The 12,737-nt window shown below is 68.4% G+C and carries 15 protein-coding genes; 8 read left to right on the top strand and 7 right to left on the bottom strand.

Features of this window, described 5'->3' with window-relative positions; all coding sequences use genetic code 11:
• Window positions 1-22: 22 nt before the first annotated feature.
• Complete coding sequence (locus OG496_RS32915) at window positions 23-322, top strand: PLD nuclease N-terminal domain-containing protein (protein ID WP_366497422.1); 300 nt, start codon at window positions 23-25, stop codon at window positions 320-322.
• Between the two features lie 97 nt (window positions 323-419).
• Window positions 420-1,865, top strand: coding sequence for a cytosine permease (locus OG496_RS32910; RefSeq protein WP_366497423.1), 1,446 nt, complete (start codon window positions 420-422; stop codon window positions 1,863-1,865).
• On the opposite strand, the gene OG496_RS32905 is transcribed toward OG496_RS32910, so the two are convergent.
• The 5 genes from OG496_RS32905 to OG496_RS32885 are packed head-to-tail and all read right to left on the bottom strand — an operon-like array spanning window position 1,850 to window position 3,625.
• Complete coding sequence (locus OG496_RS32905) at window positions 1,850-2,341, bottom strand: DUF2505 family protein (protein ID WP_366497424.1); 492 nt, start codon at window positions 2,339-2,341, stop codon at window positions 1,850-1,852. The genes OG496_RS32910 and OG496_RS32905 overlap by 16 nt on opposite strands.
• Before the next feature lie 12 nt (window positions 2,342-2,353).
• Window positions 2,354-2,419, bottom strand: a complete 66-nt coding sequence (locus OG496_RS32900) for a hypothetical protein (protein WP_405976757.1) — start codon at window positions 2,417-2,419, stop codon at window positions 2,354-2,356.
• Between the two features lie 35 nt (window positions 2,420-2,454).
• Window positions 2,455-2,556 carry a DUF397 domain-containing protein gene (locus OG496_RS32895; RefSeq protein ID WP_405973507.1) on the bottom strand — a complete coding sequence of 34 codons (102 nt, stop codon included), beginning with the start codon at window positions 2,554-2,556 and terminating at the stop codon, window positions 2,455-2,457.
• A 48-nt stretch (window positions 2,557-2,604) separates the two neighbouring features.
• Entirely contained in the window at window positions 2,605-2,724 is a 120-nt protein-coding gene (locus tag OG496_RS32890) for a DUF397 domain-containing protein (protein ID WP_405973506.1), read from the bottom strand.
• Window positions 2,681-3,625, bottom strand: coding sequence for a Scr1 family TA system antitoxin-like transcriptional regulator (locus OG496_RS32885; RefSeq protein ID WP_405973505.1), 945 nt, complete (start codon window positions 3,623-3,625; stop codon window positions 2,681-2,683). The genes OG496_RS32890 and OG496_RS32885 overlap by 44 nt, the downstream gene beginning before the upstream one ends.
• Window positions 3,626-3,742: 117 nt before the next feature.
• On the opposite strand from OG496_RS32885, the gene OG496_RS32880 reads away from it, so the two are divergent.
• Both OG496_RS32880 and OG496_RS32875 read left to right on the top strand, forming a co-directional pair.
• Window positions 3,743-4,378 (top strand): hypothetical protein, encoded by a 636-nt coding sequence (locus OG496_RS32880; RefSeq protein ID WP_405973504.1) that lies wholly within the window; start codon window positions 3,743-3,745, stop codon window positions 4,376-4,378.
• Between the two features lie 226 nt (window positions 4,379-4,604).
• Entirely contained in the window at window positions 4,605-5,843 is a 1,239-nt protein-coding gene (locus OG496_RS32875) for an IS256 family transposase (protein WP_405973503.1), read from the top strand.
• A gap of 1,513 nt (window positions 5,844-7,356) precedes the next feature.
• Here the strand turns inward: OG496_RS32875 and OG496_RS32870 are convergent.
• Window positions 7,357-8,097, bottom strand: a complete 741-nt coding sequence (locus OG496_RS32870; RefSeq protein ID WP_405973502.1) for a VOC family protein — start codon at window positions 8,095-8,097, stop codon at window positions 7,357-7,359.
• 188 nt (window positions 8,098-8,285) lie between these two features.
• Here OG496_RS32870 and OG496_RS32865 point away from each other — a divergent pair, with 188 nt between their 5' ends.
• Together OG496_RS32865 and OG496_RS32860 are read left to right on the top strand one after the other, a co-directional pair.
• Window positions 8,286-8,903, top strand: a complete 618-nt coding sequence (locus tag OG496_RS32865) for a TetR/AcrR family transcriptional regulator (protein ID WP_405973501.1) — start codon at window positions 8,286-8,288, stop codon at window positions 8,901-8,903.
• Between the two features lie 70 nt (window positions 8,904-8,973).
• Complete coding sequence (locus tag OG496_RS32860; RefSeq protein WP_405973500.1) at window positions 8,974-9,918, top strand: transglutaminase-like domain-containing protein; 945 nt, start codon at window positions 8,974-8,976, stop codon at window positions 9,916-9,918.
• On the opposite strand, the gene OG496_RS32855 is transcribed toward OG496_RS32860, so the two are convergent.
• A complete protein-coding gene (locus OG496_RS32855; RefSeq protein WP_366497430.1) occupies window positions 9,915-11,174 on the bottom strand; it encodes a PucR family transcriptional regulator in 1,260 nt (419 codons plus the stop codon). The genes OG496_RS32860 and OG496_RS32855 overlap by 4 nt on opposite strands.
• 100 nt (window positions 11,175-11,274) lie before the next feature.
• On the opposite strand from OG496_RS32855, the gene OG496_RS32850 reads away from it, so the two are divergent.
• A complete protein-coding gene (locus OG496_RS32850; protein ID WP_019061264.1) occupies window positions 11,275-11,733 on the top strand; it encodes a nucleoside deaminase in 459 nt (152 codons plus the stop codon).
• Complete coding sequence (locus tag OG496_RS32845) at window positions 11,726-12,691, top strand: isopenicillin N synthase family dioxygenase (RefSeq protein ID WP_405973499.1); 966 nt, start codon at window positions 11,726-11,728, stop codon at window positions 12,689-12,691. The genes OG496_RS32850 and OG496_RS32845 overlap by 8 nt, the downstream gene beginning before the upstream one ends.
• Window positions 12,692-12,737 lie beyond the last annotated feature (46 nt).

Genomic DNA, 12,737 nt, shown 5'->3' with positions numbered 1-12,737 from the left:
CACTCAGGAGAATCTCGCCGCCATGCTCAGGTATCTGCCCTTCCTGCTGGTCCTGGCCCTGTGGATCTACGCCTTCGTGGACTGCCTGAACACGCCCGAGGAGGACGTGCGCGGCATGCCGAAGCTGGCGTGGGTGTTCGTGATCCTGCTCTTCGGCGAGGTGCTGGTCGGCCCGATCGCGTGGCTGATCGCGGGCCGGGCGCGACGCACCGGGGCCGAGGCGACGGCCGCGCCGGGCCAGTGGATCGCGCCGGACGACAACCCCGAGTTCCTGAAGTCCCTGAACAAGGACGACCTCAAGGACGACCCCAAGGCCGAGTGACGTCACGCGATACGTGCAGGTTGTACGCCGGTGAGCGGCCCGGTACGGACAATGCGCCTCTGGGCCCGGACCGGCAGGAACCGGACACTTACCTCGCATGACGACTGCTCCCGCCGAATCGACCGGCACCCTCGCCCCCGAATACGGTGACAAGGTCATCGCCGTAGAGACGGCCGGCGCCGAACCGATCCCCGACGCCGAACGCCACGGCAGCCCGCTCCAGCTGCTCTGGACCTGGGCCTCCCCGAACATCGAGTTCGCGACCGTCTACATCGGCGTGATCGCGGTTCTCTTCTTCGGCCTGTCCTTCTGGCAGGCGACCGCGGCGATCGTCCTGGGCACGGGCCTAGGCGCGATCACGCAGGGCTTCCTCTCCCTGGACGGCCCCCGCTTCGGCGTCCCGCAGATGGTGATCGGCCGCTTCTCCTTCGGCTTCCGCGGCAACATCCTCCCGTCGGCGGCCAACGGCCTTGTGGCGGGCGTCGGTTGGTTCGCGGTGAACAGCGTGAGCGCGGCGTTCGCACTGAACACGCTGACGGGTCTACGCCCCCTGCCGTCGCTGTTGCTCGTGGTAGTGGCCGAGATCCTCATCGGCTTCATCGGCCACAACTTCGTGCACACCTTCGAGAAGTACGCGTTCCCGGCGCTGGCGGTGATCTTCCTGCTGGCCGGCGTCTGGACGTTCAAGGACGCACACCTCGGCGGGGGCGGCACGGGCGGCGGCGTTGGCGGCTTCCTGCTCGCGCTCAGCGCGGCCTGGGGCTACGCGGCGGGCTGGAACCCCTACGCCACGGACTACTCGCGCTACCTCCCCCGCACGGCGAACAAGTTCAGGACGATCCTGTACCCGGCGCTGGGCCTGTTCGTGTCGGTGACGTTCGTGGCGGTGATGGGCGCGGCCTCGGCAACGCTGCTGGCCCCCAAGGACGCCACCCCGACGGCGGCCTTCACGGGCCATCTCCCCTCCTGGCTGGGCAACTTGGTGCTGATCGCGATCATCCTCGGCGCGATCTCGGCGAACGCCCTGAACGTCTACTCCGGCGCGATCTCCCTCGCCGCCCTCGGCCTGAAACTCCCCGCGTGGCTGAACCGCAGCGTCCTGGTCGTCGTGTCCGGGGTGGCCGGTACGGCGGCGGCGTGGGCGTCCCTGTCCGACGCGGGTTCGGCGTACGAGGCGTTCCTGCTGGTGATCGCGTACTGGGTGGCGCCGTGGCTGGGCGTGGTCCTGGTGGAGCGTTGGTTCCAGTCAAGGTCCACGACAACGACAGCGGAACTGGCCCCCCGCCTTACCGACCCCACCTTCACCAACTGGCCCGGCCTGGCAGCCCTGTTGATCGGCATCGGGGTATCGGTCCCGCTCTTCTCCAACCAGGAGGACTACGTCGGCTACGTCCCGAAACACTGGCCGTCCTTCGGCGACAGCACGCCGATCGCGGGCTTCGTACTGAGCGCGGTGCTGTACGTGGCGTTCACCCGCGTCGCCGGACGGACCTCGACGCCCGCGTCGGCATCGGCGACCGCGTCCGCTCAGGCCGAGGCCTGACGGTTGTAGAACGGGACGGTCCGGTCCCACTCCTCGCGCAGGGTCTTCTCCATGAAGCTCTCCAGCAGGCCGCCGACGCCGAAGATCTTCGCCTCGTAGGTGAAGTCCAGGCGGAGGCGGCTGCGGACGGCGTCGACGTCCTCGACCCTCAGGTGGCCTTCGTGGCGGATCTTGTCCGCCTGGCTGCTCGGCGTGACCTTCCAGGTCCACAGACGGTCGGCCTTCTCGAAGGTCCCGTCCTCGACCTCACTGAAGTCCGCGCCGAGCAACTTGGCGACCGGAGCGGGCAGTTGCATTGCCCGCTGGACCACGGTGCGCCGGACAACCCGCTCGTCACTCTCACGCCGCCCCGACATCGCGTAGCTCCTGTACGTCAACTCGCCCTTGTACAGGTCCTCTTCACGCGCCGAATCAAGAAACCAGACGAAGAACCCGTCAGGAGCACCGGCCACGTCATAGGTAAGGGTGAACTTCATACACGCAAAGTATCAGCGCGAGCACGCAACGTAAGCGGCAGTGAACGCAGACCAAGCGGAACGGGTGACGACCAGCACCGGGCCGTTGACCAACTTGCTGTCACGCACCGGCACTACAAGGGGAGAGAAAGGGTTGCCTCGACGCAGTTGCCGCCGTTCTCCCCGCTACAACTGCTCTTGATCCAGGTCACCGCGTTCAGCTCATGCCTGTCCATGACGATCAGCATAGGCACGAACTGCCGCCCGGAAAGGGGGCGTTCGAGTCAGCGAAGAGCATCCGTGAACGCCGACCAAGCAGCACGCGTGACGATCAGCACCGGACTCTCGACGACCTTGCTGTCACGCACCGGCACCACGGCGGGGAAAGCGGGGGCGATTTCCACGCAGTTGCCGCCGTTGTCGTCGCTGTAGCTGCTCTTGATCCAAGTCGCCGCGCCGAGCTGGTGCCTGTCCATGGTGCTCGTAACCCTCCATCACGTCGCTGATCAGAGCGGCGGATTCGCGGGCCGACGGGATGTCCGCCCTGAGCACATCATAGGCCTGACTGTGACGCGCGAAGAGGGCCGGATCGTTGTTGAAGTGGCCGCTGTCCAGGGACTCCGAGTACACCCACCGCCCTTCCGGCAGCTCGATCAGCGACATCGAGTTGCGCGGGCGGATGAGCCCGAAGAGCCCCGCCGGAGCCACCTGGATACGGATGTTGGGGCGCTGTCCGACGCTCAGCAGATGGGCACACTGGTCGCGCATGACCTTCGGGCTCCCCACCGCGTTTCGCAGACAACTCTCGTCCAGAACAGCGACGTAGAGCGGCCCGTCGTCGGCCAAGAAGCGCGGCTGACGGCTCAACCTGGCCCGGACGCGCGACTCGATCTCCTCAACGTCGGCGGGGCGACGGCTGAACAGCGCGTGTGCATAGCCCGGGGTTTGCAACAGGCCTGGCATGACGCGCTCTTGATACTCCCGCAGTGCTACAGCCCGGGCATCCATCTCAGCGCGCCGCTCGAACCAATCGGGGTGCTGCACCTCGGGGTACCAGTCGATCTGGCGCCACATCCGCAGCAACGCCCCACCCGTACCCAGGATTTCGTCACACGTCTTCGCGAACGACTCCTGCGGAACCCGTGTCCCCGCCTCGATCTTGGCCACATGTGAACGGTCGCAGTGGAGTTGCCGGGCCAAAGCCTCCTGCGTGAGCAACTCGGCCTCGCGATAGAACCGGAGTAAGTCACCGAACAGCACCGCGTTACTGACTCCACCCGTGGCCTCCGCATTGCGATAGGTCACCGAACCCGCCTCCCCTCCGTGGCAATAGCCCAATGGCACGCGCCAAGCATTGATACGCACCGTTCCCCTGGGCGACTCTCAATACACCCAGAGTGATGAAGTGGCCCCGGAGTGAACATGGTTGAGCCGATCGCGAACCAGATCGAACAAGGAACGCTCGTCTACGACATCAGTACGAACAAGGTGGGTGAGTACCGAGGCAAGGCAGGCCCCTACGCGATGCTGCGCCCACTCGGCGGCGGCCGCGAATGGGAGGCCGCCCCGGAAGCCGTACGCCCGGCAACACCCCAGGAACGGCTGATCGCGAGCGTAAAGGCAGCCAACTCCCGCTCCTGGGTCGGAAATTCCGTCCCCTACGACATCACCACACCCCCCTCCCCCATCCCCGACTGCCAGGCCTGCACCGACCTCGCCGTCCTCCGCTACGAAGCCCGCGCCCGCAACGACGGCACCGCCGAGACCGACGCGAACGTCCTCCTACGCCGGCACCAGCACCGAGACCACGAGATCCGACACCGGCGGGTCTTCCGCTTCGTGCCGTACGCGATCGTCCAGGACCCCAGCGCGGAACCGGAGTACGAAGCCCGCTGCGTCTCCGGCGACGACACCGACTGCGACGCCACATCCGGCCCGTACGGCAACCCGGCCGACGTAGAGGAATGGCAACGCAAGCACACGCAAGAAACCCGGCATACCCGTTACCGCCGCAGCTTCGCGGACTACGCGGAACTGGAGCCCCAGCCACAGAACTGAGCTGAACTGAACCCCTGTTCACACGTGAACGTTGGGCCACTCGCTTCTTGGCCAGTGTCGGGCTTCCGCGGCCCGAGTAAAGGGCGCTCCCTGGTTGCGTCCAGAGAAGTGGTGTACGGGTTCGACCTGATCCGGGGGTTTGCTCCGGCATCGGGATGGTGCCCGCATAGATGAACGGCCACCGGCTGATCTTCGAAGTGTCGAAGCCTCGAAGGAGATCAGCACGATGACCGCACCCGACAGTCTGCCCCTGCACGCCCTCGCGGAGGACAACCTCGCTTCGGCGAGTCCCGATCTGCTGCGCGCGATGGTCAAGACGTTCGCCGACGCACTCATGTCCGCGGAGGCCGACGCTCTCTGCAATGCCGCATATGGGCAGGTCAGCGACGAACGCGTCAACCACCGCAACGGATATCGCCCACGCGAGTGGGACACGAGGACCGGGACCGTCGAACTCGCCATCCCCAAGCTCAGGTCCGGGAGTTACTTCCCGCACTGGCTCCTCGAACGACGCCGCAGGGCCGAACAGGCCCTCATCTCGGTGGTCGCCACCGCCTACCTGCTCGGCGTGAGTACACGCCGGGTCGAGAAGCTCGCCGAGTCCCTCGGCGTCACCCAGCTGTCGAAGTCCCAGGTCAGTGCGATGGCCAAGCACCTGGACGAACAGGTCGCCGCATTCCGCAACCGGCCCCTGGACCAAGGCCCTTACGCGTTCGTCTGGGTCGATGCCCTGACCCAGAAGGTCCGCGAGGGCGGCCGGATCATCAACGTCCACGCCCTCATCGCGGTCGGCGTCAACGCCGACGGGCACCGCGAGATCCTCGGCATCGACGTCGCCACCGCCGAGGACGGCGCCGGCTGGCTGGCCTTCCTGCGCTCATTGATCGCCCGCGGCCTGTCCGGCGTCCAGCTGGTGACCTCCGACGCCCACGCCGGCCTCGTCGATGCCATCGGCGCCGTCCTGCCTGGCGCTTCCTGGCAGCGGTGCCGCACGCACTACGCCCGAAATTTGCTAAGCCAGGTTCCGAAATCGGCCCAGCCGTGGGTGGCCACATTGCTGCGGACCGTCTTCGAACAGCCCGACACCGACGCCGTGAAGGCCCAGATGCGGCACGTCCTGGACGCCCTGGAGGCCAAGTTCCCCAAGGCTGCAGCCCACTTGGACACCGCCCAGCACGACCTGCTGGCGTTCACCGCGTTCCCGCGTGAGAGCTGGCGTCAGATCTGGTCGAACAACCCGCAGGAGCGGCTGAACAAGGAGATCAGGCGTCGCACCGACGTGGTCGGCATCTTCCCCGACCGCAGCGCCCTGATCCGGCTCGTCGGCGCGGTGCTGGCCGAGCAGAACGACGAATGGACCGAGGCCCGCCGCTACATGGGACTCGACCTGCTGGCCAAGGCCCGCCTCCACCCGATCGAGTCAGAAACCGACGACACCGCCCTGCCCACCGAACTCACCGCATAGCCTCAAATACGAGATCACCGAGTGGCCGTCAATACACCACTCCCGCGGACGTGACCCGCTCCCTGCGGTCGCGTCGCCTGCGGCGATTCCGCTGCGCTCCACCCTTGACTAGGGCCGCTCCAGCCCGTTGGAGAAGCGAGCGAGCGGCCCGGAGGAACGGGTGGCCAGGTAGGGACCCCCTTGCCTGAACCGTACTGCCGGCCGGCGTGGAGGGATGCGCTCACGTTTCGCCTGCACACGGCTTCGGTTCAGCGGCCAACGCTGGTCGGGTGGTTGCCAGAAGCCGGGGGTAAAACTAACCACCGTCATGGACCCTGACTGGTTAGAAAAGACCCCAGCTTCCAGAGAGGGCAGGGTCGCGGCGAGGGTGACGCGCTTGCATCTCGCCTGCACGCCGGGCCGGCTCAGCGACTGCCGCCCGGTGGGGACTTGCTGCACAAGAGCCAAGGAGCACTGGGGAGTCCACAGCCGGGGCCAATGGGCAGATTTGGGCCACGGGCATGCATGAAGAGTCCGGGGCCGGGGGTCTTCGTCCATGCCCGTGGCCCAGATCTGCCCATTGCCCCTTGTTCTTTCCCCTGGGCCATGAACTCCCCAGCACTCCATGCCTCTTGGCCTCTTGGCCTCTTGGCCTCTTGGCCTCTTGTGCAGCAAGCACCCACCGGCCGACAGCCGCTGAGTCCACCCGGCATCCAGGCGAGAAGCGAGCGCGTCCGTCCGCCACGGTCTGCGGTTTGCGCGCATGCCCGTGGGGTCAGTCCCCGCCCGTACTGCCCCCTATATCGGTCGATAGGGCTCGCGGCGGCCAACCCCACGAGCAACGGGTCACAGGCAACAGGTAGTGGGTGATGGGCAGTTCTGGGCCACGGGCATGGAGGAAGCCTCCGGGCCAGCCCGAGTGGCCACCGCCCCCGCTCCGCCGACCACCCCTCCCCGGGGTACCGGCACGCCAAAATGTGACAGTCGAGGGGAAAATGTCACACTTCTCCAACCCGCCTACCCCACTCCCAGCCCTGCGTCCTGCCCTGGCACCTCTGGAAGCCGGGGCCATCTCTAACCAGTCAAGGCCCATGACGATGGTTAGTTTTACCCCCAGCTTCTGGCGACCACCCGACCAGGGTTGGCCGCCGAGCCGAGGCGGCATGCAGGCGAGACGGCGGCGCGCCCCTCGGACCCTCGCACCCTCGCACCCTCGCACCCTCGCACCCCACCGACCGGTAGCCGCTGAGACCACCCGGCGTGCAGGCGAGACGCGAGCGCGTCCCTCCACACCGGCCCGCCACGCAGTACAGGTACGGGCCTCCCTACCTGGGCACCCGTTCCTCCGGGCCGCTCGCTCGCTTCTGAAACGGGCTGGAGCGGCCCTAGTCAAGGGTGGAGCGCAGCGGAATCGCCGCAGGCGACGCGACCGCAGGGAGCGCCCTTTACTCGGGCCGCGGAAGCCCGACACTGGCCAAGAAGCGAGTGGCCCAACGTTCACTGGAAAGCGCCGGGACATCAGCAAGGCCCCGCGTCAGGACAGAGCCAGCACGCAGAACTCGTGCCCTTCCGGATCGGACAGACACGTCCACGGGACATCGCCCTGGCCGAGGTCGAGGTCAGTCGCCCCAAGCCCCTTCAACCGGTCCACCTCCGCCGCCTTGTCGTCACCGAGGTACGGCATCAGATCCAGGTGGACGCGATCCGGTACGGCCTTCACACCAGGCACGCGGAGGAACTCCAGATACGGCCCGACACCCTGGGCAGAGCGCAACGACGCCTGGTCGTCGGAGACTTCGAGCACGGCCCAGTCCACCGCCTCGCCCCAGAACCGCGCCATACCCCGAGGATCCACACAGTCGACGACCACCGCGGCGATCGGCCCGGTGTCCCGGTAGATCTCCCGAGGCTCCAGGACACAGAACTCGTTGCCCTCAGGGTCCGCGAGGACGGTCCACGGGACATCGCCCTGACCCACGTCGACGGGCGTCGCGCCGAGAGACCGTAGACGCGCGACCAACTCCGCCTGGTGGGACGTGGACGTGGTGGCGAGATCGAGGTGCAGCCGGTTCTTCGTCGGTGTCTTGGATTCCGGGACGGGAATGATGTCGATGCCGAGACCGACCGGTTCCGGCCAGACGAGGCCGCCCTCGGGGCCGACGTAGGTGGTCACGCCGGGGCTGAAGACACTCCAGCCGAGCGCCTCCCCCCAGAACCGGCCAACCGCCAAGCCGTCAACGGCCTTGATATTCACCTGAACGGGACGCAGCGCCATGCCGCCGATCCTATGCACCACCCACACTCGGCGAACCGGACCCACGGCCATCCGTATCCCCCGAAACGGACGGACGCGGGCCCGGCTACCACCAAGTCTGGACCGCCGGATAGCCAGACCGGAAGAGGGTTCCAGAAATCTGCTCTAGAAATTCACTCTAGAACTGAGTTCCCAATACGCTGTCCCGCATGAGCCCCAAGCAACAACGCGGCGAGGTCACCGCGGACCTGCTCCTCGACGCCGCGCTGCGCCTGTTCGCGGAGCAGGGCGAACAGGGCCTCACCGTGAGCGCCGTGACCAAGGCCAGCGGTGTCAGCCTCGGCAGCCTGTACCACCACTTCGGCAGCCTGGACGGCCTGTACGACGCGCTGGCGCAGCGCTGGCTGACCCGGCTGCTGGGCGAGTTGGCCACGGCGATCCAGGCAACCCGCACCGCCCGCACCGGCATCCGCGCGATCGTACGGACGCATCTGGCCTTCGTCCGCGAACACCGGGACGCCGCCCTGCTGTTGCACTCCGCCAGAACCGACCAGCGGAACATGACCCAGGCCAGAGAGCTCCGCGACTCCCAGGAGGCCAGGCTCTCGGTGTTCTCCCTCTGGTTCCAGTCCCACGTCGATTCCGGTGAGTTGGCCCCGCTGCCGCTGCCCCTGATCGAGTCCCTCGTCCTGGGCCCGTTGATCGGCGTGGTCCGCCGCTGGCTCTCCCAGGTCGACGACATCGAACTCGACCTCGCCGAAGCCGCCCGCATCCTCCCGGACCGCATCTGGCGATCGGTCGCCGCAGACCCGAGCAGACCGAAGTGACGTAACCGGTGGAGTAGTTGGTGAAGCGACCCTGGACAATCCGGGGCGCATTTTGACACGGTCAGGTGCCATGCCCCTCACCGCAGAACTTGCCTTCCACGCCGCCCAGAGCCCGTACTCCGACCCCGGCGCCCTCGCCCACCTCTACGCCGGCCTCCCCCGCGACCCCGCCCAACTCGCCCGCATTACCCGCGACTTGCTCATCCACCGCCTGGAAGGCGGCTTCTACGACCACACCCACCCCACCGACCGGCTCCACAACGACGCCGAGACCCGCTACATCGACGACATCCTGCGGATCCTTGTGGACCGCAACCCCGCCCCGCTCACCCTGCCGCGCGAACCCGGCGACCGGTTCGTCGGAGTGTGCCGGGACTTCTCGCTGCTGCACTGCTCGTTCCTGCGGCACCTCGGCATCCCGGCCCGCATCCGCTCCGGCTTCGCCGACTACTTCAACTCGCCCGGCACCGGCGCCTCCCAGCTCTTCCACGGCGATCACGTCGTCACCGAGTACTGGGACGACGACCGCGGCTGGCTCCTCGCCGACTCCCAGCTCACCGACCCCGTCGTCACCGCCCACTGGAACGCCGACTTCGACCCGATGGACGTACCCCGCGACCGTTTCCTCGTCGCGGGCGAGGCCTGGCAGGCCATCCGCACGGGCGGCGCCGACCCGACCGCCTTCGGACTGCACCGGCCGGAGGAGGGCCCGTTCTGGGGCGAACGGTTCGTCGCGGGCAACATCCGCCTCGACCTCGCCGCCCTGAACAAGGTGGAGACCCTGCTCTGGGATGTGTGGAGCGAGGACGAGGGCAAGCCCGGGGAGCCGTTGCCGGAGGCCTCACGCGCGTTCTACGACCGTGTCGCCCCGGTCGTCAGTGGCGAGGTCGCCTTCGACGCCGTACGGAAACTGTTCACCGAGGACGACACCCTGCGCACCCCGCCCACCGTGACCTGCTACGCCCCCTTCAACGGGCCCAGTGAAGTCACCCTGCGCCGGAGCGACGACCTCTAGGCGACCGTCCGCAGCCCCCGTACCTGAGCCGCCCCCATCCCCCGCACCACCCGATGCGCGCACACCGCCGCCAGCAGCTCGCCCAGCAGATCCGGGTCGTCTATCTCCAGGCCGAGCAACGACTCGATGCGTTCCAGGCGCTGGTAGAGCGACTGGCGGCCGATGTGCAGCAGGGCCGCCGTCCGCGTCGGCGAGCAGCCGTGCCGTAGATGCACTTCGAGTGTGCGCACCAGGTCGCTCGGGTGGGCCGCCTCCCAGGACAGGAGGGGGCCGAGCGCGTGTTGGACCAGCCTCGCCAACCGGTCCCGGTTCGCGTCGACACCGCCGCGTGTCAGCTCCCGCTCCAGGGCCAGGGCTCGCGCCGAGGTCACCAACGGGCCCTCGGGGGCGGCGGGTTCGGCCGCCGGGACCGTCAGCGCCAGCTCCAGTGTCGTACGGGCCGCCCGCAACGTGTCGCTCCAGCGCAGCCACCCGCTCCCGGCCTCGACCGCGTGCCCGACCGCGACGGTCAGCCCGGGGTCGGCGGCCGTACGGAATGCCTCCTGGACGGTTCGGATGGGGTCGCCCGAGACGGACCCCGGAAGTGCGAGCAGGGCCAGGACGTCGCCCGGGAACGCCGCCCGCAGCACGCTCGCCCCGCCCAGCAGCCGTACCGCCCGGTCCACGGCCGTCACCTCGCGCGCGCCGTGCACGGAGACCCCGATCAGGCGGGCGCCCGGGCCGGGGTGGAAGCCGGCGAGGGCGGACCGGGCCTCGACCTCCGGCTGGTTCAGCGCGGCACGGTCGGCGAGGTCGGCCAGGAGGGCGGCCGTGTGGTCGTCGCCCCACGGTCGTACGACGGAACGGCCGGACAGGCCCCGGGCCACGATCGCCCGGTTGGCCGCCTCGGTGATCCGTACGAAGGGGACGACCCGGTGGAGGGCGAGCAGGGGAAGGCCCAGGCGGCGGGCCTCGTCCGTGACCTCCTCCGGCATCGTCGGGAGCGAGCGGCCGATCTCCACCGCCAGGCCGGACGCACCCCGGGCCGCGAGTTCGCGGACGTAGCGGCGGCGGATCTCCGCGTCCGTGTCGGTGAGGCCGAAGCCGTTGGTGAGGAGGAGTTCGCCGCCGTCGAGGAAGTTCGCGCCCTCGTAGACCTCGCTGGAGTGGACCCAGCGCACGGGGCGGTCGAGCGCGGCCTCGCCGGCCAGCAGCTCGGGCTCGGTGGCGCGGACCGGGTCGAGGGCCAGGACCTCACGGAGGGTGAGTGCGGGCACGGGCACCTCCAGGGGCGCTGACAGTTCGTCCGGGTACGGGTTGCGGGGAGAGTACTTTCCGCACGTTGCCCTCGTGTTTCGCCCACTGGAGAGTGAAGACATGAAGCCTTTGGATCAGGCACAGGCGAGCGCCTGGCTCGCCACCGCCGTCGCGGAGGCCCGCGCCGGGCTCGGCGAGGGCGGTATCCCGATCGGCGCCGCGCTCTACGGCGCCGACGGCACCCTGCTGGGGCGCGGCCACAACCGGCGCGTCCAGGACGACGACCCCTCGATGCACGCAGAGACGGCCGCGTTCAAGGCGGCGGGACGGCAGCGGTCGTACCGCGGGACGACCATGGTCACGACTCTCTCGCCGTGCTGGTACTGCTCCGGGCTGGTGCGGCAGTTCGGGATCTCGCGGGTCGTCGTCGGCGAGGCGGCGACCTTCCACGGCGGGCACGACTGGCTCGCCGAGCACGGTGTGGAGATCGTCCTCCTCGACGACCCCGAGTGCACCTCGCTGATGCGCGACTTCATCAAGAACAACCCGGCACTCTGGAACGAGGACATCGGTGACTGAGCCCCGCATCCCCACGATCGACCTGAAGCCCTGGATCTCGGGGGACGAGCAGACGCGCAAGGACATCGCCCGTACCGTCGACGACGCCCTCCAGACGGCCGGGTTCCTGCTCGTCACCGGGCACGGGGTGGACCCGAGTCTCCGGTCCCGTATCCGGGAGGCCTCCCGCGCCTTCTTCGCCCTCCCGGTCGACGTGAAGGAGCCCTACTCCGCCAAGGTCGGCGGGCGTGGCTGGCTCGGGCCCGGTGCCGAGGCCAACGGGTACTCGGAGGGGACCGAGACCCCGCCCGATCTGAAGGAGTCGCTGACCTTCGCCACGCACAAGCCCTTCGAGGACCCGGAGATCAACGCCGAGTGGTACGCGCCCAATGTGTGGCCGACCGAGATCCCCGGACTCCAACAGCTCTGCGAGGAGTACCTCGACCGGATGGGCGAGCTGGAGAAGCAGCTGCTGTCGCTGCTCGGGGTCGCGCTCGGGCTCGAACCCGACTTCTTCTCCCAGCACATGGACCATCCGACGTACGGGTTCAACATCAACTGGTACCCGGGGGTCGAGGTCGTCGGGGAGCCGGAGCCGGGGCAGTTCCGGATCGGGCCGCACACCGACTTCGGGACCGTGACGATCCTCGACCGGCAGGCCGGGAAGGGGGGACTTCAGGTGTTCACCGATGAGGGCGGGTGGGAGGACGCGCCGTTCGACGCGGAGGCCTTCACCATCAACATCGGTGATCTGATGGCCCGTTGGACCGGGGACCGCTGGCGGTCCGGGCGGCACCGCGTGCTGCCGCCGCCCGCCGACGCGCCCGCCGAGGAGCTGATGTCGCTCGTCTACTTCGGCGAGTGCACCCCGGGCACGCTCGTGGAGTCCGTGCCCGCGCCGGTCGGGCGGGTGGCATACGAGGCCGTCGACTCGCATGTCTATCTGCGGGAGAAGCTGGACTCGATCACCGTCGACTGAGCGCGGCACTCAAACATCCACCGTTCCGACATTTTCGTAACCCAAC

The organism is Streptomyces sp. NBC_00988 (genome assembly GCF_045162645.1).
Lineage (GTDB): Bacteria > Actinomycetota > Actinomycetes > Streptomycetales > Streptomycetaceae > Streptomyces.
Note: the sequence above shows the minus strand (reverse complement) of the source record. Positions and strands in the feature narration are given on the sequence as shown.

Coding starts and splice junctions, on each gene's coding strand:
- OG496_RS32905 (WP_366497424.1), bottom strand. CDS start 2,341: ATGAAGTTCACCCTTACCTATGACGTGGCCGGTGCTCCTGACGGGTTC.
- OG496_RS32860 (WP_405973500.1), top strand. CDS start 8,974: ATGCCCCTCACCGCAGAACTTGCCTTCCACGCCGCCCAGAGCCCGTAC.
- OG496_RS32910 (WP_366497423.1), top strand. CDS start 420: ATGACGACTGCTCCCGCCGAATCGACCGGCACCCTCGCCCCCGAATAC.
- OG496_RS32865 (WP_405973501.1), top strand. CDS start 8,286: ATGAGCCCCAAGCAACAACGCGGCGAGGTCACCGCGGACCTGCTCCTC.
- OG496_RS32850 (WP_019061264.1), top strand. CDS start 11,275: ATGAAGCCTTTGGATCAGGCACAGGCGAGCGCCTGGCTCGCCACCGCC.
- OG496_RS32895 (WP_405973507.1), bottom strand. CDS start 2,556: ATGGACAGGCATGAGCTGAACGCGGTGACCTGGATCAAGAGCAGTTGT.
- OG496_RS32880 (WP_405973504.1), top strand. CDS start 3,743: ATGGTTGAGCCGATCGCGAACCAGATCGAACAAGGAACGCTCGTCTAC.
- OG496_RS32915 (WP_366497422.1), top strand. CDS start 23: ATGCTCAGGTATCTGCCCTTCCTGCTGGTCCTGGCCCTGTGGATCTAC.
- OG496_RS32875 (WP_405973503.1), top strand. CDS start 4,605: ATGACCGCACCCGACAGTCTGCCCCTGCACGCCCTCGCGGAGGACAAC.
- OG496_RS32870 (WP_405973502.1), bottom strand. CDS start 8,097: ATGGCGCTGCGTCCCGTTCAGGTGAATATCAAGGCCGTTGACGGCTTG.